The organism is Marinomonas sp. UCMA 3892 (assembly GCF_012726345.1).
Lineage (GTDB): Bacteria > Pseudomonadota > Gammaproteobacteria > Pseudomonadales > Marinomonadaceae > Marinomonas.
In genome coordinates this window covers 201599-228038 of sequence record NZ_PTXN01000007.1, presented here as the reverse complement: position 1 = coordinate 228038, position 26440 = coordinate 201599, and the positions used below count along the sequence as shown (strand labels likewise).

General features: G+C 42.3%; 27 protein-coding genes. 10 read left to right on the top strand and 17 right to left on the bottom strand.

Annotated features, from left to right (window positions below; translation table 11 throughout):
* Positions 1–24 precede the first annotated feature (24 nt).
* The 9 genes from bamA to rpsB form a co-directional block, all read right to left on the bottom strand.
* On the bottom strand, positions 25–2340 hold the full coding sequence (gene bamA, locus B6N13_RS11770; protein WP_157035942.1) for an outer membrane protein assembly factor BamA: 2316 nt from the start codon (positions 2338–2340) through the stop codon (positions 25–27).
* Positions 2341–2350: 10 nt separating this feature from the next.
* Positions 2351–3697 (bottom strand): RIP metalloprotease RseP, encoded by a 1347-nt coding sequence (rseP, locus tag B6N13_RS11765; RefSeq protein ID WP_012068993.1) that lies wholly within the window; start codon positions 3695–3697, stop codon positions 2351–2353.
* Positions 3694–4869: a 1-deoxy-D-xylulose-5-phosphate reductoisomerase gene (gene ispC, locus B6N13_RS11760; protein WP_048814243.1), complete on the bottom strand. Its 1176-nt coding sequence runs from the start codon at positions 4867–4869 to the stop codon at positions 3694–3696. Before ispC ends, rseP begins: the two co-directional genes overlap by 4 nt.
* A complete protein-coding gene (locus B6N13_RS11755; protein WP_012068991.1) occupies positions 4869–5672 on the bottom strand; it encodes a phosphatidate cytidylyltransferase in 804 nt (267 codons plus the stop codon). The genes ispC and B6N13_RS11755 overlap by 1 nt, the downstream gene beginning before the upstream one ends.
* 2 nt (positions 5673–5674) lie before the next feature.
* Entirely contained in the window at positions 5675–6406 is a 732-nt protein-coding gene (uppS, locus tag B6N13_RS11750) for a polyprenyl diphosphate synthase (RefSeq protein ID WP_012068990.1), read from the bottom strand.
* 49 nt (positions 6407–6455) lie between these two features.
* On the bottom strand, positions 6456–7013 hold the full coding sequence (gene frr / locus B6N13_RS11745; protein ID WP_012068989.1) for a ribosome recycling factor: 558 nt from the start codon (positions 7011–7013) through the stop codon (positions 6456–6458).
* A 7-nt stretch (positions 7014–7020) separates the two neighbouring features.
* Entirely contained in the window at positions 7021–7743 is a 723-nt protein-coding gene (gene pyrH / locus B6N13_RS11740; protein ID WP_012068988.1) for a UMP kinase, read from the bottom strand.
* A 129-nt stretch (positions 7744–7872) separates the two neighbouring features.
* Complete coding sequence (gene tsf, locus B6N13_RS11735) at positions 7873–8733, bottom strand: translation elongation factor Ts (RefSeq protein WP_012068987.1); 861 nt, start codon at positions 8731–8733, stop codon at positions 7873–7875.
* 85 nt (positions 8734–8818) lie between these two features.
* On the bottom strand, positions 8819–9553 hold the full coding sequence (gene rpsB, locus B6N13_RS11730) for a 30S ribosomal protein S2 (RefSeq protein ID WP_012068986.1): 735 nt from the start codon (positions 9551–9553) through the stop codon (positions 8819–8821).
* A gap of 332 nt (positions 9554–9885) precedes the next feature.
* Here rpsB and map point away from each other — a divergent pair, with 332 nt between their 5' ends.
* The 5 genes from map to B6N13_RS11705 all read left to right on the top strand — a co-directional run bounded on the left by map (position 9886) and on the right by B6N13_RS11705 (position 16213).
* Positions 9886–10743 carry a type I methionyl aminopeptidase gene (gene map, locus B6N13_RS11725; RefSeq protein ID WP_012068985.1) on the top strand — a complete coding sequence of 286 codons (858 nt, stop codon included), beginning with the start codon at positions 9886–9888 and terminating at the stop codon, positions 10741–10743.
* Positions 10744–10830: 87 nt separating this feature from the next.
* Positions 10831–13524: a [protein-PII] uridylyltransferase gene (gene glnD, locus B6N13_RS11720; protein ID WP_169459447.1), complete on the top strand. Its 2694-nt coding sequence runs from the start codon at positions 10831–10833 to the stop codon at positions 13522–13524.
* A gap of 6 nt (positions 13525–13530) precedes the next feature.
* Positions 13531–14718: a succinyldiaminopimelate transaminase gene (gene dapC, locus B6N13_RS11715; RefSeq protein ID WP_169459446.1), complete on the top strand. Its 1188-nt coding sequence runs from the start codon at positions 13531–13533 to the stop codon at positions 14716–14718.
* A gap of 45 nt (positions 14719–14763) precedes the next feature.
* Positions 14764–15801, top strand: a complete 1038-nt coding sequence (gene dapD, locus B6N13_RS11710) for a 2,3,4,5-tetrahydropyridine-2,6-dicarboxylate N-succinyltransferase (RefSeq protein ID WP_012068982.1) — start codon at positions 14764–14766, stop codon at positions 15799–15801.
* A gap of 67 nt (positions 15802–15868) precedes the next feature.
* Complete coding sequence (locus B6N13_RS11705) at positions 15869–16213, top strand: ArsC family reductase (protein ID WP_012068981.1); 345 nt, start codon at positions 15869–15871, stop codon at positions 16211–16213.
* Here B6N13_RS11705 and B6N13_RS11700 read toward each other — a convergent pair.
* Positions 16210–16413, bottom strand: coding sequence for a hypothetical protein (locus B6N13_RS11700; RefSeq protein ID WP_048813947.1), 204 nt, complete (start codon positions 16411–16413; stop codon positions 16210–16212). The two genes, B6N13_RS11705 and B6N13_RS11700, sit on opposite strands and share 4 nt — an antisense overlap.
* Before the next feature lie 79 nt (positions 16414–16492).
* Here B6N13_RS11700 and dapE point away from each other — a divergent pair, with 79 nt between their 5' ends.
* The 4 genes from dapE (at position 16493) to panD (ending at position 18761) form a co-directional block, all read left to right on the top strand.
* On the top strand, positions 16493–17635 hold the full coding sequence (gene dapE / locus B6N13_RS11695; protein WP_169459445.1) for a succinyl-diaminopimelate desuccinylase: 1143 nt from the start codon (positions 16493–16495) through the stop codon (positions 17633–17635).
* A gap of 29 nt (positions 17636–17664) precedes the next feature.
* The gene (locus B6N13_RS11690; RefSeq protein WP_012068979.1) at positions 17665–17931 is read left to right on the top strand and encodes a hypothetical protein; all 267 of its coding nucleotides are present in this window, start codon (positions 17665–17667) and stop codon (positions 17929–17931) included.
* A gap of 4 nt (positions 17932–17935) precedes the next feature.
* A complete protein-coding gene (locus B6N13_RS11685) occupies positions 17936–18313 on the top strand; it encodes a hypothetical protein (RefSeq protein WP_012068978.1) in 378 nt (125 codons plus the stop codon).
* A 67-nt stretch (positions 18314–18380) separates the two neighbouring features.
* Positions 18381–18761 (top strand): aspartate 1-decarboxylase, encoded by a 381-nt coding sequence (gene panD / locus B6N13_RS11680; RefSeq protein WP_012068977.1) that lies wholly within the window; start codon positions 18381–18383, stop codon positions 18759–18761.
* A gap of 116 nt (positions 18762–18877) precedes the next feature.
* Here panD and tpx read toward each other — a convergent pair whose 3' ends face one another.
* Together tpx and B6N13_RS23565 are read right to left on the bottom strand one after the other, a co-directional pair.
* A complete protein-coding gene (tpx, locus tag B6N13_RS11675) occupies positions 18878–19375 on the bottom strand; it encodes a thiol peroxidase (RefSeq protein WP_012068976.1) in 498 nt (165 codons plus the stop codon).
* A 22-nt stretch (positions 19376–19397) separates the two neighbouring features.
* On the bottom strand, positions 19398–19868 hold the full coding sequence (locus tag B6N13_RS23565; RefSeq protein ID WP_012068975.1) for a cold shock domain-containing protein: 471 nt from the start codon (positions 19866–19868) through the stop codon (positions 19398–19400).
* A gap of 289 nt (positions 19869–20157) precedes the next feature.
* On the opposite strand from B6N13_RS23565, the gene B6N13_RS11665 reads away from it, so the two are divergent.
* Positions 20158–20370, top strand: a complete 213-nt coding sequence (locus B6N13_RS11665) for a SlyX family protein (RefSeq protein ID WP_012068974.1) — start codon at positions 20158–20160, stop codon at positions 20368–20370.
* Between the two features lie 11 nt (positions 20371–20381).
* On the opposite strand, the gene B6N13_RS11660 is transcribed toward B6N13_RS11665, so the two are convergent.
* From B6N13_RS11660 to ppc, 5 genes are all read right to left on the bottom strand, one after another.
* Positions 20382–21176, bottom strand: coding sequence for a class I SAM-dependent methyltransferase (locus tag B6N13_RS11660; protein WP_169459444.1), 795 nt, complete (start codon positions 21174–21176; stop codon positions 20382–20384).
* Between the two features lie 197 nt (positions 21177–21373).
* Positions 21374–22174: an undecaprenyl-diphosphate phosphatase gene (locus B6N13_RS11655; protein WP_169459443.1), complete on the bottom strand. Its 801-nt coding sequence runs from the start codon at positions 22172–22174 to the stop codon at positions 21374–21376.
* A 4-nt stretch (positions 22175–22178) separates the two neighbouring features.
* On the bottom strand, positions 22179–22886 hold the full coding sequence (gene tsaB, locus B6N13_RS11650) for a tRNA (adenosine(37)-N6)-threonylcarbamoyltransferase complex dimerization subunit type 1 TsaB (RefSeq protein ID WP_169459442.1): 708 nt from the start codon (positions 22884–22886) through the stop codon (positions 22179–22181).
* 7 nt (positions 22887–22893) lie between these two features.
* Complete coding sequence (adk, locus tag B6N13_RS11645; RefSeq protein ID WP_012068970.1) at positions 22894–23550, bottom strand: adenylate kinase; 657 nt, start codon at positions 23548–23550, stop codon at positions 22894–22896.
* Between the two features lie 226 nt (positions 23551–23776).
* A complete protein-coding gene (gene ppc, locus B6N13_RS11640; RefSeq protein ID WP_169459441.1) occupies positions 23777–26407 on the bottom strand; it encodes a phosphoenolpyruvate carboxylase in 2631 nt (876 codons plus the stop codon).
* Positions 26408–26440 lie beyond the last annotated feature (33 nt).

The window sequence follows — 26440 nt, the reverse complement described above, 5'->3', positions numbered from 1 at the left end:
TCCTATTAAATAATACTTTCTAAATTAAAAAGTGGTTCCCAATTGAAATTGGAAAAAGTCTGTTTTATCGCCACTTTTTGAATTTAAAGGACGTGCAAAGTTAAATGACAAAGGAGCAATTGGAGTAATCCATGTCCAACTTAAACCAACACTATAGCGCAGCTCAGCAGGGTCAATGCCTTCATTACATTCAGAATTACCTGCAAGACAAGTGTCGGTAAAAACGTTACCACCATCCAAAAATAAAGCCGTTCTAACGGACTTATGGTCTTCTACCATAGGTAATGGAAAAATAAGCTCCGCTGTACCTGTCATCAGAATATTACCACCTAATGCCGATCTACTATTGGTTGAACCAGCACCATAGGAGTTTTTAGGCCCCAAAGATGAAGAACCATATCCTCGGACTGAATAAGAACCACCCGCAAAATAGTTTTCAAAGAAAGGTAGGTTGTCTGTATCTCCATATCCCATACCATAACCTAAACGCCCCTTTAATCGAAACAGCCATAAATCAGAGCCATTCAAATTCCAGTATCGTTGAGAGTTCAAGCCAACTTTTACATATTGCTGATCGCCGACAGGTAAAGCCACTTCTAATGTTGCTTTTGTCGCATACCCATCAGTTGGCAGTACACCACCAACCAAGTCACTATCACTCCAGGTTAAACTAGCAATAACGTCATCATAGTTATCACCTTGGCTATTAACATAATCTTTTGTCTCATTAGATGGGTCATAACCTAACTTTACTGTACTTTCTTTTACTGTCACACCGAATGATAAGCGCTGAGTATCTGAAATTGGATAACCATAACTTACACCTGCACCGATTTCATCCAAATCGTAATTTTCTACATCATCTGCAGCATGGTCACTGGTTTTATAGAAAATTTGAAAACCTCGACTCACACCATCAACGGTAAAGTAAGGATTATCATAAGAAATAGAGTAATCTTGTTTTTGATTAGTACGACTAGCATTAAAAGAAAGTTTATTACCAGAGCCCATGAAATTACGCTTGGAAATTCCAAAGCCTAGTACGGTACCATCTTCTTGCGAGTAACCTATACTAGCTTGAATGCTACCAGAAGCCTGCTCTTGAACTACAACATCAAGATCTACTTGATCTGAAGTTCCCGCAACAGGTCTCGTGCGTAAATCAACACTACCAAAGAAACCAAGTCGCTCAATACGACGTTTAGATGATTGAATTTTAGAGTGAGTTGCCAAAGCCCCTTCGAATTGTGTCATTTCACGACGCAATACTTCATCTTGTGTTTCACTATTGCCACTAAAAGTAATTCGTCGAACATACACTTTAGGACCTGGTGCTATTTGATAGCTAAGATTTACAGTGTGATCATCTAGCTTCTCAGGAATCACATTTACGTTCGTGAACAAATAACCATCATCACCCAACTCAGTTGAGATACCTTCGATAATTTTTGTCACTTCACTACGAGAGAAAACATCACCTTTTTTCTGAGAAATTTGTTTCCAGACTCGATCTTCTGCAATAGGCAAACTACCACTTAAGGTAACGTTATTAATATTATAAGGCTTACCTTCTTCAACATTGATTACGATATAAACATCACGTTTATCAGCGGACAAACTGACCTGACTAGAGACAACATTAAAATCCAAATAGCCGTTATCTAAATAAAAGCTTTTGAGTGTATTGATATCGCCCTCTATTTTACCTTTGGCATACTCATCAGCAGAACTAAACGGATTCCAAGAGCCAGTCTCTTTTGATTCAAAATCCTTTGTCAACGTCTCTTCATCAAAATCTTTGTTACCAACAATATTAATATGAACGATTTTGGCAGTATCACCTTCGTCGATTTTAATAACAATCCCAGTACGATTACGAGGCATGTCCTTTACTGCAATATCCACCTTGGCACTATATCGCCCCAAAGCATAATACTGACGCTGAAGCTCTTGAACTATTTGGTTTAACGTCTCTGGCTTGTATATTTCACCAATTTCTAACCCAGATAGCTTTAAGCCTCGCTCCAAATCTTCTGTTTTAATTAGTTCATTACCTTCAATAGTTAAATTACCAATCGAAGGACGCTCGGCAACTTCAAAGACCAAAACATTATTTTCCTCATAAACATCAATGTCACTAAAGTAACCCGTGTTAAAAAGAGAATTAATCGCTTGATAGACCTTATCAGAATCATAAGACTCGTTCTTATCAAAGCCTATCACATCAAATGCCCTAGATGATGGCATTTGTACTAAACCATCAATCCGAACATCCTCTACGGTTTTTGCAAAACTTTGCACGCTTATTAAAGCCAAAAATACTGCTGAAACGACTTTCACATATACCTCTCTACAAGCGGGCAATATCATTAAAAATGGCGACAGCCATTAGAGCAAATAAAAGAGAAGCGCCAACTCGATATGCCATGCTCTGAATTTTCTCAGAAACTGGCTTCCGACGAATAGCTTCAATGCCAAAAAATAACAAATGCCCACCATCTAACATTGGAATAGGCAACAAATTAAGCACACCCAAACTAACACTGAGGTAAGCCATAAACTTCAAAAAAGATTGCAAACCTGAATCTGCAGACGCACTCGCTACTTTTGCAATCGTAATCGGCCCCGATAAATTATCGACCGATATCAATCCCTGTAACATTTTTCCGATAGAAGAAACGGTTAAAGATACCATCTTAGATGTTTGTGCAACACCATAAGAGAGCGCCTCAAGCGGACCATAGTAACGCTCCCTAATAAGACCTTCATCCCATTTGGGCGGAACTACTGCCAACCCAGCATACCCTATCTTTTTGCCATTTTGCTCAGTAGATTTAGGCAATAATAATAATTCCAAAAAATCTTGTGAGCGCTGAATCTTAACCGACAACATCTTATTAGGATTTGCTTGCACCAGCCCAACAACTTGTTGCCAGTTAGATACAGGCCGATTGTTTATCTCTAAAATCTTATCGCCTGATTGGAAACCAGCTACAGACGCAGCGCCGCCCTCAACAACCTGAGCAATAATTGGAAGCACTTCAGGCTGCCATGGAGACAAACCAAATGCTCTAATCAAATTACTTGGTTCATCACCAACTAACCATCGATTAAGCTGTACAGTATCTTCCTGTAAAGAACTTAGCCCCTCTGGTTGATAGCGAACGATAATGGTTCCTGTTTTACCAATCAAGCTTGCTAGCACTAAATTTACATCTTCCCAAGAAGCAACAGACTCACCATCAAGGGAAATAAGCTCATCTCCGGCTTGAATCTGAGTTTGAGCAATTGGGGTATTTTGATCAATTTTACCGACTTTTGGTGCAATAGTTTGCACACCTAGTAAAGCGACAACTGCGTAAATAACGATGGCTAAAATAAAATTAGCAACAGGTCCAGCGGCAACAATAGCAATTCTCTGCCAAACATTTTTTGTATTAAACGCTTGCTTTTTCAATTCCGCTGGAACATTTCCTTCTCGTTCATCCAGCATTCGCACATAACCGCCAAGCGGTATAAGCGCCAGAGTATATTCCGTTCCCGTTTTACCAACATAACGATATATCGGTTTTCCAAAACCAACAGAAAAACGCAATACTTTAACACCACAACGACGAGCGACGAAAAAATGCCCAAACTCATGAAAAGTAATTAATAAGCCTAAGGCAACAACAATAGAAAGAATATTTAACATCATGACAAGCTACCACGAGAAATCATATCGAGAGCCAAGTGACGAGAGTATCGATCGGCCTCAAAAACATCATCAAGATCATTCACAGCAACAATATCTGCAGCCATCAAGACTTTCTCATTCAGTCGAGCAATATCTAAAAAGCCAATTTCACGCTTTAAAAAAGCAGCGACTGCGATCTCATTGGTCGCATTTAATACTGCCATTGCAGTTCCTCCCATAAACCAAGCATCAGCGGCCAACCTTAGATTTGGAAAGCGATTTAAATCAGGTGCTTCAAAGTTCAAACGGGCAATATCAATCAAACTCAAAGGAGGGACATTTGTTTCGATACGATTTGGCCAACTCATTCCATAAGCTATGGGAATTTTCATATCTGGATTCCCCATTTGGGCAATCACAGAACCATCTAAATAAGAGACCATTGAGTGGATAATGCTTTCTGGGTGCACCACCACATCCACTTGATTAGGTGTAATATCAAACAACCAACAGGCTTCAATCAACTCCAAACCTTTATTCATCAAAGAAGCAGAATCAATGGATATTTTCTGCCCCATAGACCAATTAGGATGCTTACAAGCTTGCTCTGGTGTCACCGTAGCCATTTCACCCAAAGACCAACTTCTAAACGGACCACCAGAGGCCGTCAAAATCACTTTCGATACATCCTGCTTATGTGCACCACGAGCGGTTTGCGGCAAACTTTGGTAAATCGCATTATGCTCGCTATCAATTGGCAAAAGCATGACATCATGGCGAGCTACTTCGTCCATAAAAAGCTTACCAGCAGTAACCAAGGACTCTTTGTTTGCTAACAATATTTTTTTGCCAGCACGTATACCAGCCAAAGTAGGCTTAAGACCAGCAAATCCCATAATTGCAGCCATAACCTGATCAACTGCGGAGTCAGAAGCAATACTATCTAAGGCCTCTTCGCCCCATTCAAACGAAATAGCTAAATCATGACACTTCTGAGCCAATTCATCGCGCGCCCTTTGCGACCCCATCACTACACGCTGGGGCTTAAAACGACGACATATATCCGCCATTTTATCTACGCTTTCATTAGCTGATGCATTAATCAAAACAAATTTATCAGGGTGCTGAGCAATAATATCTAACGTGCTTTGACCAATAGAACCAGTCGCACCTAACAAGCAAATACCCTGCATCAAAGCCATCCAGCCAAACTTAGCAATAAAACATAAATAGGAGCAGCAGCTGTCAAACTATCAACACGATCCATAACACCACCGTGACCAGGAATAAGATGACTAGAGTCCTTCAGTTCTTCATGACGCTTAAATAAACTTTCTGTCAAATCGCCTAATACAGACACTGACGATGTCATTAACGCGATAACAGCTAACACACACCAGTTTAAAAAAGTGAAATCGCTTAAAAAAGCAAAAATAATCACTCCAACTTGAGTTAGCAGCAAACCACCGACAACACCTTCCCACGACTTACCAGGACTCACAAAACGCGCAAGTTTTCTCTTACCAAAAGCTCGACCAGCAAAATAAGCACCTGAATCAGCCCCCCAGATCAATCCCATAAGAAGCAACACCCACACAACGAAATTGTCTGACTGTTTTAATACCACTAGGGCCGACCAAGTTGTAAGCAACACAAAAACACCAAACAACAAACGACTAAAAATGTGCTGCCAAATTAGTTGTGTTGGATAACGTATCACCCAATACAAAGCTAAACCCCATAATAAAGGACTTATATAAAGTGATGTTTGCTGTAAATTACAATTCAATACAACAAAGCAAACAGCACCGATAAAAGCAGCAAATAAAATACGACCAGCTTGATTACTTACCCCAGATAAACGCGCCCACTCCCAGCCCGCTAAACAAACAACAGCGGCCATAGCAAAAACAAAGTTAGGGGCATCTAATACAAACACGGCACAAACAAACAACACAGCCATAACGATGGCACTGAGAACTCGAGGGAGTAACATGGTTATCGACCACCATAACGACGTTGACGCTTTTGATAAGTTTGAACAGCCTCATCAAAATGCTGTTGATCAAAATCCGGCCATAGCACCGGAAGAAAGACAAACTCAGAATAGGCTGTTTGCCAAAGCAAAAAGTTACTAATACGCTCTTCTCCTGAGGTTCGAATTAAAAGGTCAGGTGGAGGCAAATCGGCTAATTCCATATGCTTGCCCAACAACACCTCATCAATATCCTCAACAGAAAGCTCACCTAATGCAACGCGCTTCGCTACAGCTTTTGCCGCTTGAGCAATATCCCAACGACCGCCATAATTCGCAGCAATAACCAAGGTCATCTGTTCATTGTTTTTCGTTGCGTCTTCAACACTTTTGATTTGCTTTTGCAATCCACCACTGAAACCAGAAAGATCCCCTACCACCCTAAGCCTGATCTTATGCTCATTTAATCGTTTAAGTTCTTTTTTCAAAGACCTCATAAACAACGTCATCAAGCCATCAACTTCTAACTTCGGACGTTTCCAGTTTTCACTAGAGAAAGCAAACAGCGTCAACACCTTAACACCGGACTTAGCTGCAGCTTCAACCACACGACGCACAGCAGCTGCCCCAGCCGTATGACCAGCAATACTCGGAAGGTGTTTTTTCTTTGCCCAGCGATTATTACCATCCATTATGATAGCAATATGAGCTGGACCGACGGCTGAATCAAAATCAGCGCCATCCAATTCAGACATAGCAGTACCCTAGTCAATAAAAAAAGCGAGCCAAGGCTCGCCTTTCTCATTAAATTTCCATCAAGTCTTTTTCTTTAGCAGCAAGACGCTCTTCTATCTGGGCGACATACTTGTCCGTTACTTTTTGTACTTGATCCTGTCCACGACGATCATCGTCTTCAGAAATTTCTTTTTCTTTCACTAGGTCTTTAAGACTACCGTTTGCATCACGACGAATATTACGGATAGCAATACGGCCATTTTCAGCTTCATTTTTTGCTTGCTTAAAGTAGTTCTTACGAGTTTCCTCAGTTAAAGCAGGCATAGGAATGCGAATTAAATTACCGTTAGTAGCTGGATTCAAGCCAAGATCAGATTTCATAATGGCTTTTTCAATTTCAGGAACCAAGTTATTTTCCCAAGGAGAAACACCCAAGGTACGCGCATCCTCGACAGTGATGTTAGCCACTTGACTTAACGGCGTTTCAGAACCGTAATAATTCACTTTTACTGAATCTAAAATACTAGGGTGCGCACGACCTGTACGGATTTTTTTAAACGCAGATTCAACAGAAGCAACCGCTTTACTCATACGGTCTTCTGCGTCTTTAAGAATTTCGTTAATCATAACTTCCTCACTTAATCAGTGTACCTTCACTGCCACCAACCATGATATTTACCAAGGCTCCCGGCTTATTCATATTAAATACACGTATTGGCATACTGTGATCACGGGTCAAACATATTGCAGTTAAGTCCATGACACCTAATTGTTTTTCAAGAACTTCATCGTAGCCCAATGTATCATATTTCACTGCCGTAGGATCTTTCATTGGATCTGCAGAGTAAACACCGTCTACTTTAGTCGCTTTCAATACTACATCTGCATCAATCTCAATACCGCGCAAACATGCAGCAGAGTCTGTCGTAAAGAAAGGATTACCCGTACCAGCAGAGAAAATGAGCACATCGCCTTCTTTCATTAGGCGCATGGCACGACGTCTATCATAAGGCTCAACAATACCTGTCATAGTAATAGCTGACATCACACGAGTAGCAATATTTGCACGCTCTAACGCATCACGCATTGCCAATGCGTTCATTACTGTTGCTAGCATCCCCATATGGTCACCAGTAACACGATCCATACCAGCCTGACTTAACGCCTGACCGCGAAATAAGTTACCACCACCAATAACAATACCAACTTCAACACCAATACCGCGTAACTGCCCGATCTCTAGGGCGATACGATTCAACACCTTAGGATCGATACCAAAGGACTCATCACCCATCAAGGCTTCGCCGCTCAGCTTAAGCAAAATTCTTTTGTATTTTGGACTCTTTTCTTTTGGCATATCAACCTCCGGCAATGATTTCATTTCTTGAATAAATGAGGTCAATATACCCGACACTCATCGCACTCATCTCTCATAAAAAGGGGCAGTCAAGCTGCCCCTTTTTTTACAAGACATTACAACTAAGAATTAACCTCTAAGTTGTGCTGCTACTTCTGCTGCAAAATCCACTTCAGCAACTTCAATACCCTCACCTACTTCAAGGCGAATGAAAGAAGTCACAGTTGCGCCAGCGTCTTTAACTAGCTGACCAACTTTAATTTCTGGGTTTTTAACAAAAGGCTGTTCAGTCAAGCTGTTTTCAGCCAAGAACTTCTTCATACGACCAACAATCATTTTATCAACGATTTCTGCTGGTTTACCAGCCATGTCTGGCTGCGCACGAACAATTTCTTCTTCTTTTGCTAGAACTTCAGCAGGCATATCTTCACCACGAACAACGCGTGGAGCAACAGCGGCAACGTGCATAGAAACATCTTTAGCCAATTCTTCAGAACCGCCTTCCAATTGAGTCAATACAGCAATTTGGCCATTACCGTGTAAGTAACCACCTACCAAGCCACCTTCAATGACAACAGCACGACGAGGCGTAATGTTTTCACCGATTTTTTGAACCAAAGCTTCACGAGCTTCAAGCATTTCGCCTGAAACAACTTTTGCCATATCTGTTTCTTTCGTTGCAAAAACAACGTCAGCTACTTTATTAGCGAAAGCTAGGAAACCTTCGTCACGAGAAGCGAAGTCAGTTTCAGAGTTAACTTCAACCAAGACGCCGTAAGATGCATCATCAGCTACACGCATAATGATGGTACCTTCAGCTGCAGTACGGCCAGCTTTTTTAGCTGCCTTCATGCCACTTGATTTACGTAGTTCTTCGATAGCCACTTCGATATCAGCGTTAGCAGCGACAAGTGCTTTCTTACACTCCATCATGCCTAGGCCAGTACGTTCACGTAGCTCTTTTACCAATGCTGCAGATACTGCGGCCATGTTAAATCCTCTTAATACCAATTCAAATTTAAAAAAGGAGGTAAGAAACCTCCCTTTAGAAACTAGAACAAACTAGAAAGTTTGCTTACGCTTCAGTCGCTTCGCTTACTTCAACGAATTCATCAGCAGTACCAGCAGTCGCATTACGACCTTCAAGAACTGCATCTGCAAATGCACCAACATACAATTGAACCGCGCGGATCGCATCGTCGTTAGCTGGAATGATGTAATCAACACCATCTGGATTACTGTTAGTATCAACGATACCAATAACAGGAATACCTAATTTGTTTGCTTCTTTAATTGCAATACGCTCATGATCAACGTCAACTACGAACAATACATCAGGAAGGCCGCCCATATCCTTGATACCACCCATAGAAAGCTCAAGTTTTTCAAGCTCACGAGTACGCATCAAAGCTTCTTTTTTAGTCAGCTTATCGAAAGTACCATCGGACATTTGAGTTTCAAGCTCACGAAGACGCTTGATAGATGCACGAATTGTTTTGTAGTTAGTCAACATACCACCTAACCAACGGTGGTTAACGTATGGCATACCAGAGCGAGCAGCTTGCTCTTTAATCGTTTTAGATGCAGCACGCTTAGTACCAACAAACAAAACCTTGTTTTTGTTCTCAGCCATTTTTTTAACAAGCTCTAAAGCGTTGTTAAGAGCTGGAACAGTGTGCTCAAGGTTAATGATATGAATCTTGTTACGAGCACCGAAAATGAAAGGCTTCATTTTTGGGTTCCAGTAACGAGTTTGGTGACCGAAGTGTGAACCAACCAATAATAGGTCGCGCATAGAAACTGTAGGCATTTTACTATCCTTTATATTTGGGTTATTTATGCTTACCAGCTAAAAACGTCAGTCAAACAAGGTTTAAGGCAACCTAAGACACCCAAGACATTTTCTTCAATAGCGGCAAGATCGTTGATTTAAGTAAATTCGCTTATTTTAGGCGCAAGCCTAACAAGCCGGCGTTTTATACCACATTAGAGCAAAAACCAAAAGACTTGAACGTATTTTTTACACGCCAACCGAGGCACGTTTTTTTCAATTAGAGAGGCGATTCTGCTGCTCAAGTCATGTAGAATGTCCCGCAACGATATTATCGACATAGACATAAACCTATTTAAGACACGTAAATTATGAGCAACGAAATCCTACAAAAAGTTGAAGAGCTAACCAAAAACGGTCGAATTGATGCACCTAGCTGGACACCACGCCCAGCATCAACACGCTTCACTGATATTAGCGACATAGAAGGCATGCGCACTGCCGGCAAATTAGCTGCAGACGTGTTAGTAATGCTAGAAGAGTTTGTCGTTCCTGGCGTCACCACAGACCAACTGGACATCATCGCACACAACTATATTGTCGAAGTCCAAGGCGCTATTCCAGCCCCACTAAATTATCACGGCTTCCCGAAATCCTGCTGCACTTCAGTAAATGACGTTATTTGCCACGGCATTCCAAATGACAAAGCCCTTAAAAAGGGCGATGCAGTGAACATAGATATTACTATCATCAAGGATGGCTACTACGGCGATACGAGTAAAATGTTTTTTGCTGGCCCTGCCTTACCACATGCTGAACGCTTAGCAAAAGTCACCCAAGAGTGTCTCTACCTTGCAATTGATATGGTAAAACCTGGCACACGCCTTGGAGATATCGGTGCTGCCATTTCAGCACATGCACATAAACACCACTACACAGTCGTAGAAGAATACTGCGGCCATGGAGTGGGAACGACCTTCCATGGCGAACCACAAGTAGCTCACTACGGAAAAGCTGGTACTGGCGTTATGCTAGAAGAAGGCATGACACTGACTATCGAACCGATGATCAATGCAGGTAAAAAACAAGTTAAACACACAGGCCCAGATAACTGGATCGCCAAGACAAAAGATGGCCGCTTGTCTGCTCAGTATGAACATACTCTTCTTGTTACGGCCGATGGCGTTGAAGTACTTACCCGTCGCCCAGAAGAAACTCGCTTCTCATAAGAGAAGCGAGTTTCTTAAAAAGAAATTTAGTAACCATTAACCTATTACCACTCAAAATAACACTTATTCATTCTTCGAGGCTATTGTATGGACTTCCCTGCTTTTCCAGACGCTCCGCCACTACTGACACAGGAAGAAAAACACGAGTTAGCACAACCGCGCTGCTCTGTTTCACGTTACAAAGCCATCATAGAAGAAAAGACAAACATCTATAACGATCTTTTTCATTCACTATACCCAATAGAGAAACTCGTAAAAGGCCTCTCTTCTTTTTATGACGAAGTAATGCAAGCAGCTTGGACATCCAAAGCATTAGACGGCGAATCACACGTTAGCCTTGTTGCCGTTGGAGGATATGGGCGCGGAGAATTACACCCCAAATCCGATATTGACCTACTAATTTTAATGGAGAATGAAACCTCCGCACCAAAAGACAAACTCGAAGCCTTTATTACATTTCTCTGGGACATTAATTTGGATGTCGGTCACAGCGTGCGAACCATTGACGAATGTACAGAGATGGCGGCCAAAGACATCACCATTATCACCAACTTAATTGAGTCACGCACACTCATTGGCGCGGCCGATTTACTAGCCACGCTCAAACTACACGTTGATATATCCCAAATGTGGGATGGACACTCTTTCTACCAAGCCAAACTAGCAGAACAAAAGCAGCGTCACGCAAAATACCAAAACACTGCTTACAACTTGGAGCCAAACCTAAAAGAGTGCCCCGGTGGCCTCAGAGACATGCAAGTGATTGACTGGGTTGCTAAGCGCCATCTACATACACATCGACTTAGTGCATTAATAGATAAACACTTCTTATCTGAAGACGAATACATTCAACTTAAAGGCGCGGTTAGTCATCTATGGCGAATTCGTTGGGCCTTACACATGGTCGCTGGTCGCAAAGAAGATCGACTTCTCTTCGATCATCAGCGCACCCTAACTAAGCTATTCGGCTTTGACGATGACGATTTAAAACGCAACGTTGAACGTTTTATGCAAGGCTATTACCAAAGTGTCGCTGCCATCCAACAGCTCAACGATTTACTCCTTCAACACTTCGAAGAGTCCTTTTTAGCCAAAGACGCTACCAACACAGTTGAAGTCATCAACGACCACTTTCAAATTGCCAATGGCCAACTTGAAGCCCGTTCTAAGACACTATTCCAAGACAACCCTTCCAGCATGTTGGAAATATACGTCTTGCTAGGCGCCCATGAAAACATCAAAGGCATTCGCGCCAACACCATGCGCCAACTACGCGACAGCTTAGACCTAATTGATGATGAGTTTAGAAATAATAGAGTAAACACCGACCTGTTTCTCGACATAATAGCCAGCCGCTACAGACTAACTAGCATATTAAGATCAATGAAACATCTTGGGTTACTTGGTCGCTATCTTCCCGAATTCGGAGCGATCATTGGGCAAATGCAGCACGATTTATTTCATATTTACACAGTTGACGCTCACACACTGCAATTGGTAGAGAACTTACGTCGCCTCTGGCTGCCTGAGTTTAAACAAAAATTCCCCATTTCAGCACAAGCAATTCGACACGTAGCAAAAGTTGAGCTGCTATACGTTGCCGGCCTATACCACGACATAGCCAAAGGCCGAGGTGGCGACCACTCTGAATTAGGCTGTGTAGATGCACAAGCTTTTTGCGAACGCCACGGACTATCAAAACAAGACACAGACCTTGTCGTCTGGTTAGTTCGAAATCATCTATTCATGTCAGTTACCGCTCAACGTAAAGACATCTCTGATCCTGAAGTCATTTGGGAATTTGCCAGCTACGTAAAGGATCAAGAACACCTAGACTATTTGTTCATCCTTACTGTTGCCGACATCAATGCCACCAACCCGACCATGTGGAACAGTTGGCGAGCATCCCTAATGCGTCAGCTTTATTTAGAAACCAAACGCGCACTTCGCCGTGGGTTAGATTTCCCCATCGATGCAGACATGATAAGTGACGAACACAAACAACGCGCCTTAGAAATTATCATTGAGCGCAACGTAGATATAATGGAAGCGGAAGCAATTTGGGAAACCATTGAAGAAGAGTATTTTATTCGCTCAAACGGTGACGAAATAGCCTGGAACACAGAAGCTATTTTACGCCACCGCCCTAGTGACAAGCCATTAATTGCCATAACACCATTGGGTGGTCGAAACTTCTCCGGCGCCAGTAAAATATTCATCTACACCTTAATAAGCAAGCACCTGTTCGCTGTAACCGCTGCGACATTTGAACAACTTGGCCTTACGATTCTAGACGCAAAAATAAGTCATACCACAGACAACTACAGCTTAGATAGTTTTGTTGTCATGGACAGCAACGACAGTGATACGAATCTACATCTAGACAAAGAGCGCATCACCCTTATTCGCAAAACATTGATGGAGCAACTAGAAACCCCATCACTCTACGAAAGCGTTGTTCAGCGCCATACACCGAGGATTCTGAAAATATTCAATTCCCCATCGACCGCTCATTTTGTCAGTCAACCAGAAGAAGTATGGTCGACACTTGAAATAACAGCTCCTGATAGGCCAGGCTTACTGGCCTTGATAGGACAGTTTTTTATGAACAATAACATCATGCTGCATAAGGCAAAAATTGCTACTCTCGGCGAACGCGTAGAAGATACCTTCTATATCACAGAAGAAAATGGCGACCTTATTACTGACCCAGAAAGCATGAATAATATTTGCACCCTTTTAAAAGAGAAAATAGACCGTTTTTCTCAAACGATGGACTAAAGACCAATGAACCCCCTTATACACTCTTTGCACCCATATCCTTTCCAAAAGCTTGCAGAGCTTATAGAAGGGTTGACACCAAACCCAGAAAAGCCACTGATCAAATTAACGATTGGAGAACCACAGCACGATGCACCAGCCATCGTGCTTGAGACACTCGCTAAAAGCCTAGGTGGCGTTAGCAAGTACCCAAGCACCAAAGGCGAATTACCGCTCCGAGAGGCCATTAGCAAATGGGCGAAACGTCGCTTCCACTTGGAAAGACTCGATCCAGACACAGAAATTTTACCTGTGACAGGAACCCGAGAGGCACTGTTTGCCATTACCCAAACACTGGTTGGCGAAAAGCAAAACTCTCTAGTTGTCAGCCCAAATCCTTTTTACCAAATTTATGAAGGCGCAGGCATTCTTGCTGGAGCAGAGCTACATTTCCTACCTTGCGGAGCAGAAACAAACTACAAAGTAGATTATCAACTAGTCGACGATGCCACGTGGCAACGTTGCGAAGTATTGTTTGTTTGCTCCCCTAACAACCCTAGCGGCAGCATTACCACATTAGAGGAATACGCCTACCTGATAGAGAAAGCCAAAACCTTCAATTTCACCATAGTGGCAGACGAATGCTATTCCGAAATTTACTTCGGCGCTCAAGCACCACTAGGCTTATTAGAAGCCTGTGAAATTTTGGGACACAAGGATTATAAACATTGCCTTATTTTCCAATCCCTATCAAAACGCTCTAATTTACCAGGCCTTCGATCTGGCTTCGTTGCTGGTGACGCGTCTATTCTTAAACCATTTTTGCTATATCGTACCTATCAGGGTTGCGCGATGCCAATTCATCATCAAGATGCCTCAGTTGCAGCTTGGAATGATGAAGAACACGTTATAAAGAATCGCGAGATTTATACCCGTAAATTCGATTCGGTTTTAGAGATTTTGTCGCCAATTATGCCAATATCCAAGCCAGAAGCCGGTTTTTATCTTTGGCCTAAGCTCAGCATGACAGATGAAGAGTTTTGCACCTCGCTGTATCAAGAAGAATCGGTTTTAGTCTTACCAGGTAGCTATTTAGGACGTGAAGTAGAAGGTACAAATCCCGGCAGCCATCATGTCCGTATGGCCCTAGTTGCAGAAGAATCAGAATGCGTTGAGGCAGCCAAAAGAATTAGAGACTTCCTCAGCCGAAGATAACCCATTAGTAACCCCTTTAGACAGATAACTCAGTTGGAGAAACACATGAGCAATACAATTTTCGCGTTCGGTCTTGGTATCGGCTCACAAAATAAAGAAGGCAATTGGTTAGAAGTATTCTACTCAGCACCAAGTCTAAACGTAGAAAAAAATACGCTAGATGCACTTCTAGAAAGCACCAATTACGAAGGTGGCAACAATACACTGGTATTAGATGAAAGCGATTTAAATCGCTTACACATGAACCTTTTAAAAGCTGGTAACATTGAGCAGGCAGAATTGGCTTCTCGCCTAAAAGCCTCAACAAAGCCCGTAATTCTATGTGTATTAGCCACCGATGAAGCACCAACCAACCCAGCTGAAGTTTACTTAAAGCTTCAACTAATTTCTCATCGCCTAGTTAAACCTCACAATACAGTATTGGATGGCATGTTTGGTCTATTGATCAATACTGCATGGACAAGCGAAGGCCCTATCGATGTCCGCGAACTAGCTGAGCGCCAATTAAGCGCTCGCATGGAAGGACGTACTATCGAAGTATTCAGCGTCGATAAATTCCCTAAAATGCTAAACTTCATCGTCCCTACAGGCATCCGCGTTGGCGATGCTGCGCGCGTTCGTTTAGGTGCGCACCTTGCTGAAGGCACTACGGTTATGCATGAAGGCTTTGTAAACTTCAATGCTGGAACCCTAGGCAACAGCATGGTTGAAGGTCGTATTTCAGCAGGTGTTGTTGTAGGTAACGGTTCTGATCTTGGCGGAGGCTGCTCCACTATGGGCACCTTGTCTGGCGGCGGCAATATTGTTATCGCTGTTGGCGAGAAATGCTTGATAGGCGCGAATGCCGGTATTGGTATTGGCCTTGGCGATCGCTGTATCGTTGAGTCTGGTCTTTATATTACAGCCGGCTCTAAAGTTGCTGTTCTTGATGAAAACAACCAAGTTGTTTCTACTGTAAAAGCTCGCGAACTTTCTGGCCAATCAGATCTATTGTTCCGCCGTAATTCAGCAACTGGCGCAATCGAATGCAAAACAAACAAAACAGCTATTGAATTAAACGAAGCACTTCACAGCCATAATTAATAGCGATAAAAAAAACCAAAAAGCGCCATTTTGATTACCTTCAAAATGGCGCAATGCGGGGGCAAACATGATTAAAATATTTGGTATCAAAAACTGTGACACCATGAAAAAAGCTTTTCGCTGGCTAGATGCCAACAATCTAGAATACAGTTTTCATGATTATAAAAAAGAAGGCTTAGATGAAGCCACAGCAAAAGCTTGGGTAGATGAACTAGGATGGGACAACATCATCAATAAGCGTGGCACAACTTGGCGCAAACTGGATGAAGAAACAAAAGCCACCATGGACAATAATAACGCCGTCCATATTATGATAGCTCAGCCTTCTATTATTAAGCGTCCTTTACTAACGGTTAAAGAATCTGTTTATTTAGGCTTCGATGCAGAAAGTTATGCGCAAAAACTACTTTAGCGCAAAACAGGCGTGTAAATACGCGGCCTTTCTCTATTAGACTTAGGTGCCGACATAGGTGTCACTGTTGGCGTATAGCCCGAAGAGGAAACATCCGAACGGATCACTGGGACAAAATACGACTCCTGAATAACTGGCTGCTGAAAAAGACTACAGCCAGAGGAAATCAAACCCAAAAAAACAACGACACCTAATTTCATAACTCCACCTTTATTTGAATCTCCTGTTATAGTAACAGAATCTTCCATAAGGTAGCGAAAACCAATACAAAGGTAAAGAATGTCTGACTTGTCCCCCACACTAAAACTTGCCCTAGATCTTATTTCTCGTCCGTCTGTCACTCCTGAAGACGCAGGCTGTCAGGATCTAATGATAGAGCGATTGAAAAACATTGGTTTTGAAATCGAATACATGCCCTTCGGAGAAGTAAAAAACTTTTACGCCAAACGCGGTAACTCAGGTCCTAATTTATGTTTTGCGGGGCACACTGATGTTGTACCGACTGGCCCTGAAGCTGAATGGAAAATCCCACCCTTTGCGCCAGAAATAGTCGATGGCGTACTTTACGGTCGCGGCGCAGCTGATATGAAAGGTAGCCTTGCCGCTATGGTGACTGCTGCTGAAGATTTTGTGGCCAAGCATCCTAATCACTCTGGGCAAATTTCTTTTTTAATTACCAGTGATGAGGAAGGCCCTTTTGTAGACGGTACAACTCGCGTAGTCGATGCGCTCATGGAAAGAAATGAGCAAGTAGACTGGTGTATCGTTGGCGAACCTTCTAGCACCAAAACACTTGGCGATATAATCAAAAATGGTCGTCGCGGGTCCTTCAGCGGTGACCTAACGGTTTATGGTAAACAAGGGCATGTCGCTTACCCACATTTGGCGGAAAACCCAATCCATCTAGCAGCTCCAGCACTTGCCGAAATGGCCAGCTCACACTGGGATGATGGGAACGACTTCTTTCCACCCACCAGCTTTCAGGTCTCTAACATCCACTCAGGAACAGGCGCAACCAATGTTGTTCCAGGTAAATTAAACGCTCAATTTAATTTTCGCTTTTCCTCCGAATTGGACTTTGATGCCCTTAAAGTGCGTGTAATTGAAATATTAGATAAACACAACTTACGCTACGATATTGAGTGGACATATAATGGCTTGCCCTTTTTAACTCGCCCAGGCGAATTAGTTGACGCAATTGTTGAAGCTGTACAAGCAACAGTTAACATTACTCCTGAATTATCTACCTCAGGCGGAACTTCAGACGGCCGATTCATTGCCAAAATGGGCACTCAAGTTGTGGAACTTGGCCCTATTAATGCCACCATCCATCAAATCAATGAGTGCGTTGACGCCGAGAGCTTAAACCAGCTTTCGGAGATTTATGCTCGAATACTTGAGAATCTCTTTGCTAAAAAATAGCCTGAAAGAGAGCATAGGCCAGCATCCAAATGAGAAACGCAATACATAAATTAGCAATGAAACTAGGCAATAACCCTAGAGTTGCACTTATCAAGATGATCCAAGGCGGATTAATTTTCGTCTTTGGCGTTCTGATGCTTATGGTAGCTGATCGTGTTGTCGTTGAGTCTCTTGCTCAAGAGATTATTGCGATATTTGGACTGATACTTGCGGGTTGCGGCGTACTATGGACACTCATTGGCTATTTATCAATGAGTGTTCTCAGAATTTACCACATGATTAAAAAGAAGGATTAGAACGATGCAGCAAGCCGACATTGAAATATATGTATTGTCCTGCCCGACAGAAAAGATCATTTCCTGGCTAGAAAATACATTCACTCTAGTCAAAAAAAGTAGCCCATCACCACTCTGCTCAAAAGTCATCATTACATCTAATGATAACGAGATTGAGGTAACTATTTTAGAGCAAGCAGCAGGCAAGCGCTTTACCTCTATATGGTTCGATTCAGACAAAACCCCTTGGGAAGACGATATAGCTTGTGCTAGACAAGCATTCAAATCCCTAAACTGTGAAGTACGTTGCAACTTTCAAGGATGGGAAGAGGAAAGCAACCAAGATCCAGACCAATGGTGGCGTATAAATAGCCACGAAGAAGGCCCATTTATTTGGAATTAACTCAACAAATAAAAGTAGCCCCAAAAAGCAAAAATGCGACATAGCAACAATTATAGAGACCTAACACATGCAAATTACACTTCTTAAAGGCAAACTCCATATGGCTAGCGTTACCCAAGCAGAGCTTTGGTATGACGGCTCTTGCGCCATAGACAAAGACCTTGTAGAACTCGCTGGTTTTAGAGAATTTGAACAAATCGATATCTACAACGTTGATAACGGCGAGCGCTTTCACACTTACGTAATACTAGCCGAATCTGGCTCTGGCACCATTTCAATGAATGGAGCCGCAGCTAGAAAAGTACAGGTTGGTGATCGTGTCATCATTGCCGCTTATGGACAAATGAACGAAGCTGAAGCCGATGAGTTCAAACCCAAATTAGTCTATTTAAACAAAGATAATAGTGTTGAACGTACTACTAACACAATTCCGGTACAAAAAGATTAACCCAAGCATTTTCATTAAAGAGCAAGATTACTTTATTGAGTTCAAAAGCTCTTTAATTTAAAGACAAAAAAGGCCGCTTCCAATTCACTTGGAAGCGGCCTTTTTACATTGCTAGATTAAGCCAATACAGCCAATGCTGCTTCATAGTTTGGCTCATCGGCAGTTTCAGCAACTTGTTCAGTGTAAATCACTGTGCCCTGCTCATCCAATACCACAACAGCACGAGACAGCAAACCTGTTAGGGGACCAGTTGCAAAAGCAAGACCGTAATCATCACCAAATGTAGAGCGGAAAGTTGATCCCGTATCTACATTATCAATACCTTCAGCGCCACAAAAACGTGCTGCTGCAAAAGGCAAATCCGCAGATACGCAAAGCACATTTACACCTTTCAAAGAAGCCGCAGATTCGTTGAATTTACGAACAGATGTTGCACACGTTGGCGTATCAACAGAAGGAAAAATATTTAGCACTAATTTAGTGCCTTGATAATCCGCCAATGTAGCGACAGACAAATCTGTTTTAACAAGTTCAAACGCAGGAGCGATAGAACCCACAGCAGGGAGAGTACCCACTGTTTCAAAAGGGTTACCTTTTAATGTTACCGTTGCCATAAAAACCTCTTAATTTGAAAAATTAACCGCGAATAATAGATACATTTTCAGCTTGCTTGCCTTTCTCACCTTCAGTGACATAAAAGCGAACTAACTGACCTTCAACCAAGAAGCGGCGACCACGACCACGGATAGCACGGTAATGAACAAACACATCATCACCATTTTCCATAGTTAAAAAACCAAAACCTTTTGAAGAATTGAACCACTTAACAGTTCCTTGCTCACGATCATCATCTTCGTCTTCTTCAGACTCAGAATCATAACCGGCAGAACTAGCCTGGCTTACCATAGCACCGACATAAACAGATACTAGAACAAAGCCAAAATATACTAGGAAATTTGTGCCCATCTCCTCTTTCAACACCCCAGCTAAAAGCAGAGGTACGATCAAAGCAATAACGAGGCTAACTATAAATGTGCGCAACGAAAACAAACCGGAACCAACAGAAGACCCTTTATTACGCGAAACATTATCCTGATGATCATTCATAAAAGTATATCTCTTATCAAATTAAATATTATTGTGAAGCAAAGCTATTTCTAAAAAAATAAGCTCTGTGTTAGTACAAACGTGAATAAATGAATATTTTTACTAAACTCTTGCTGAAATCACCATGTGAAGCTAAAGAAGATCGTAGTAAAATACCCAACTTCTTTATGAGAGCAATTTTCACGCCACTCTTACATTCTAAATGACCAATACTTGCGTCATGTTTTTGTATAGAATCGCTCATTAAATACGAATTTAGCCTAGTAAGGTTAACACACAGAAGGTATCTATGAACACCTCACAAATCAATCAACGTATCGACGAATTAGAATTCAAACTACAATTTCAAGAAGACACGATTGATAGTTTAAATCAGGCGCTTATCAGTCAGCAAAAAGACATGCTATTGATGAAAGAAAAATTGGTTCTATTAGGAAATCAGCTAGAGTCTTATCGCCAACAACAGCCTATTCATGATGGCGACCGACCACCTCACTATTAATAAATAATATACTAAGCAGAAAGCGAGTCGAGTGATTTTAAAACATAGATATCAAATCGACCTGACTTTCCTTCTAATTGATAAGTTGGCTCAGAGTTATCTAAAAATGGAGCGCCTTTAGGGCGTTTCACTACAACCCTATATTCCGCCAGACGTAATGCGTAAGCCAATAAGCTATCAGCATCTAAATCCTTTCCCACCAAATCCCTAAAAAAAGCCATTTCTTTTTTGGCTGCAGCTGACGATTTATCAGTATGTGGATACATAGGATCCAAATACACCACATCAAACCTATCTTGTTCGTCGATATCAATGATATCGATAGCAAGCAAAGACATATTAGCAACGATCTCAGCCACTTCATGATGAAAAGAGGCTCTGTACAAACCGTCTTCCAACATAGCTCTCACAAAACCCACACGCTCACACAGAGAAACCGAGCAACCAAGGCAAGCCAATACAAAAGCATCACGCCCCAAGCCAGCTGTCGCATCCAGCACAGATAAGTTTGCGCGCTTATTAAGTCCAACCGCTTTAGCAATATCTTGCCCTTTCCCTCCTCCAAACCGTCTTCTATGATCGACAGCACCAGAGGTAAAATCTACATATACTGGCTTCGGAGCCCCTTTGCCTGTTTTAGCAACCCCAATGCCATCGGATGTTTTTAATAATACGTAGTCGTATTTAGATACAAATTTTAACGGCTCATTTAAAAACAAAAAATCAAGGTTTAAGGACTTAGCCAATAATCTAGACTCAGACTCCAAAAACTTATCTGTTGTTGCCACGGCAATGGAATTAAGCAAGGGTCTCTCCAAAAATCATTAAACAAGAGTCAATTCGCGAATCTGCACTCAATCATGTATGCGAAATAATGGGGCATTTATAGAAGTAAAAATAGAAAAAGCATCTAAAGTATAGAAGCTTTTTTGCATATCAATAAACCAGCTTTCCAGCAACAACCAAAGTACCTGTAGTAAATAAAGAACTTTGAAGATCTCTTTTATATATAAACAATTAGCAAAAGAATGGCACCCAAAACTAATCGATAAATGAAGAATGGGAAAAAGCCAATTTTATTAAGCCATTTTAAGAACAGGTAAATACAAAGATAGGCACTGATTGCAGATAGGATAACTCCCATTAGAATACTGCCCCAATCAACAGCAATATCAGATGACACCAACTCAATCGATTTCAGACCACCTGCCGCTAGAATAAGCGGAATCGACAATAAAAATGAAAAACGAGCCGCGCATTCTCGACTAAAACCGAGGAAACGGGCTGCCGTCATTGTAATACCTGAACGAGAGGTTCCTGGAATTAAAGCAAGCGCTTGAGCAAAGCCAATATAAAGCACACTTTTCAAACCAAAATCTTGTTCAGTCTTCTGAGAAGTACCATATAGATCTGACAACCAAAGCAAAACACCAAAGCCAATCGTGGTATAGGCAATCACTTCTAAAGAACGCAAGTTCGTACTAATAAAGTCATCAAATACTAGGCCAGCAACACAAGCTGGCAAAGTGGCAATGCAGATCCACCAGGCCAAACGACTATCCGATGTTGAACGTCTGTCCCTAAGAGAAACAAACCAAGCTACAACGATCTGCACTATGTCTTTTCTGAAATAACCAACAATGGCGATTAACGTTCCTACATGCACAGCAACATCAAACGCCAACCCTTGATCAGACCAATTTAGCAATTGCGCAGGAAGAATTAAATGAGCAGAACTGGAGATAGGCAGAAACTCTGTTAATCCTTGAATAACTGCCAAAAAAACGATGTGGTACCACAACATATAACTAACGCTTCCCTATACGCGGAGCCTGTTTTTCCCAGCTAATTTCATCCCTTAAATAAGTTGGAATAGCATCATAAGCAGACACCATTTCACCTTTTTTAAATAACAAGAGAGCCAATTCAGCAATGCAAGCTGCACGAGGTGCTAGGTCAGTTAAAATATGAGTAGGATGACTAGGAAGTAGTGGTTTTAAAGCATCTTCATAGCACCAGCCAGAGCCGACACCATCAAAGCTAGCTGAAAACGCAGACAAAACTGTAGGCTTAACAACACACTCATCAATTAATGACTCTATTTCGTAAACCCCTTCAATCTTATTGACACGATACCCCCCCATGTAAATTTCACCCATACGAGCATCAAGAGCGGCCAGCCAATTATGTTTACCCGTCTTTTGAAAACCGTCCAATGACAAGGCAGCAAGCGTAGAAACTGGGATAACAGGCAAATCTGCACCAAAAGCAAGGCCTTGCACAACCCCAGCACTGATTCTTAGCCCCGTAAAAGACCCAGGCCCTCGGCCGAAGGCGATTGCATCTAGATCAGACAAAGCCAAACCAGCCTGCCTGAGAATCTGATCTACCATGGGCAAAATCAGATCATTATGAAGGCGTGGAGCCATGCGGAAGTCTTCCAACACAACCCCATCAATATTCAACGCCACTGAACAAGCTGGCGTTGATGTATCTAATGCTAAAATAACCGTCATTGAATAATTAAGCCTTTAACGATGCTAGTAGGCTTTGTTTTATTTCATTCAAATCACCGATACCATTAACTTTCACAAACTTAGGCGCTGTTGCGCTGTCTGCTTTTAGCCAATCTTGGTAATAACCAATTAATGGTGCGGTTTGATCATGATAAACACCTAAGCGTAGACGAACAGTTTCTTCAGTATCGTCAGCACGTTGCACAAGGTCTTCCCCTGTTACATCGTCTTTACCTTCTACTTTAGGTGGATTATACACCAGATGATAAGTACGACCTGACGCCTCATGAACACGACGTCCACTCATGCGTTTTACAATTTCTTCATCAGCTACATCAATTTCTACAACGTAGTCAATTTCAACGCCAGCATCTTTCAAAGCATCAGCCTGCGGAATAGTACGCGGAAAACCGTCAAATAAAGCACCGTTGGCACAATCATCTTGAGTCAAACGTTCTTTTACCAAACCGATGATAATATCATCAGAAACAAGCTGACCAGCATCCATGACAGCCTTGGCTTTTAAACCCATTTCGCTTCCGGCTTTTACGGCTGCACGCAACATATCTCCTGTAGAGATCTGCGGAATACCAAACTCCTCCGTAATAAACTGAGCTTGAGTACCTTTACCAGCGCCTGGCGCACCTAATAATATTACTCGCATAAAAAGTCTCCAAAAGACAGCGTTAACTGAATAGCAAGGATGACTGGCACAATGCATCGGCAACGTGCAATTAAGCACGGCAGCAAGGCGAACAGACAAACCAATTGCATACTAAAAAATTGAATGGTCGCCAAGCATACCCAAGCAGCCATCCATTATGCAAATTTACCTGCCTTTTTTTATCATTTTCTTACTCATATTGAGCATTCTTTAACCACATTTGCAATTAGCCCGTATTTTGCATACCACTCGCAATACCAGCCATGGTAATCATTAAGGCTTTATTCACTTCAGCATTTTCTTCATCTTTTCGACTGCGATACAAAAGTTCTGCCTGCAAATAGTGCAATGGATCAATATATGGATTACGCACATCGATAGATTGACGAATGGTTTTATTATCTTCAATAAGTCGCTCTTGCTTCTTAAGCATTTTCACCAACTCACTCACTTGCTTAAGCTTGCCTCGCAACAAACGCCCTAAGCCTTGCAACTCTTCCCCTACTAGTCGCTTTTCATAGTATTCAGCAATCTCTGGCTCCGCTTTTGCCAATACCATGTCGAGCATATCCAAATAAGCGCCAAAGAACGGCCATTTCTTGTGCATCTCACGTAATTTTTCCAAATTACCAGATTCGACACCTTGCTGAAGAGCGCTCTCAGCACCCAACCAAGCGGGCAACATAAGGCGAATTTGCATCCAAGCAAAGATCCAAGGGATGGCACGCAAACTCTCTACACCGCCATCCGAGCGACGACGTGCAGGACGAGAGCCTAAAGGCAACTTAGCCAACTCTTGTTCTGGCGTAGTTGCTCTAAAATAAGGAACAAAGTCTTCATGACCACGAATAATAGAACGATATTGATTCATCCCCACTTCAGCCATTTCATCCATAATCGCACGCCATTCCTCTTTTGGTGGCTCAGCAGGAATCAAAGACGCCTCCATCACAGCAGAACAGTAAAGTTCTAAAGAACGCACTGCGATGTCAGGAATACCGAATTTAAAGCGAATCATTTCACCTTGCTCAGTCACTCGAATAGCGCCATTAACAGAACCTGGCGGCTGCGACAAAATCGCTACATGAGCTGGACCACCGCCACGCCCTACGGTCCCGCCGCGACCATGAAACAAAGTCAGATGAATACCATGCTTTTTACAAAGGCGAGTCAGCGCCTCTTGCGCTCGATACTGCCCCCACGTTGCGGCAATTTGTCCAGCATCTTTGGCAGAATCCGAATAACCTATCATCACTTCTTGGCGGCCGTTGATATAAGACTTGTACCAAGGGATTGAAAATAGCTGTTCGATAATAGGCTCAGCGTTATCCAAATCCGCAAGGGTTTCGAATAAGGGAACAATACGCATAGGAAAACCAACACCGGACTCTTTTAGCATTAAGGCAACAGCCAAAACATCCGATGGCGCACTGGCCATTGAAATAACATAAGAGCCGAACGAGTTCTGTTGGCCTTGGGAAATCATCGCAAAAGTATCGAGCACTTCTTTCACTTCAGCTGTTGGCGTCCACTCCATAGGCAAAAGAGGACGCTTTGAGTTCAACTCGGTCAACAAGAAAGCTTGTCGAGACGCTTCATCCCATTCTGCGTAATCACCAAGCCCATAGAAACGGGTAATTGCAGATAAGGCATCAATATGGCGAGATGCGTCTTGGCGAACATCTAAACGAACTAAGGTCGCACCAAACGTAGCGGCACAACGAATAAGATCAAGTAGTGACCCATTAGCAATCACCTTCATACCGCAATCTAACAAAGACTGGTAGCACAAAATAAGGTCATCGGTGAGCTCTTGAATATCAAGAAAAATATCCTCACCGGAAGTTGGTTTACCATCTAGGCAGGCCTTCGCCCAGTTTTTGGTCGCTAACATCTTATTTTCTAGATGTCGCAAAACTTCGCGATAAGGCTGCGCGCTATCGCCTACACGTGCGCGTAGGGCCTCATTACACTGCGTCATAGAAAACTCTGAACGCAGCACATTTAAGTCTTTTATGTAAAGATCAGCCGCCATCCAGCGAGCTAATAAAGTCACTTCTTTAGTGACTTTATGAGTCACATTCGGATTACCGTCCCGATCCCCTCCCATCCAAGTAGCGAAGCGAATAGGTGCTAAATCGAGTGGCAAACGGTCTTCTTTTGAAAATTCACTAAATTGCTCATCTAATTGACGAAAAAAGCGAGGTACAGCTTGCCATAAGGATTGCTCAATAACTGCAAAACCCCATTTTGCCTCATCTACTGGCGTGGGACGATCTTCACGAATTTCGTCTGTATGCCAGGCTTGAGTAATGATCTCTTTCAGGCGACGAATATGTTTAGTTTCTTCTAATGGCAATATGTTGTCTTTGTCAAGGGCTTCTAACTCACTGGAAATATTATCGTATTTCCGAATTAGTGAACGACGAACCACTTCTGTGGGATGAGCAGTCAGAACAAGCTCAATCGATTGAGATTGCAATGATGAAATCATTTGCTCTGCAGTAAAGTTCTGCTTAGAAAGGCGGGTTAACAAATCACCAACAGGATTATGGTACACACCTAAACTTTCATTAGTACGACGGCGGTGTACTCGATGGTATTGTTCAGCAATATTAGACAAGTTCAAAAATTGGTTAAACGCCCTAGCAACCGGCACGATTTCTTTGTCATCCAATGCTTCTAAGGCTTGAATAAGAGCCGCTGAGTCACCTGATTGACGTCCATTTTTCGATAGCAACCGGATGTTTTCCACTTTTTCTAGAAAACCCTCTCCCAAATGATTGCTCATGCTTTCGCCAAGACAGTCCCCTAGCAACCTAACATTTTCGCGTAATGACGCCTGACTATCACTCACTTCACCCTCCTAATGTTGCCAATAACGCCCTTT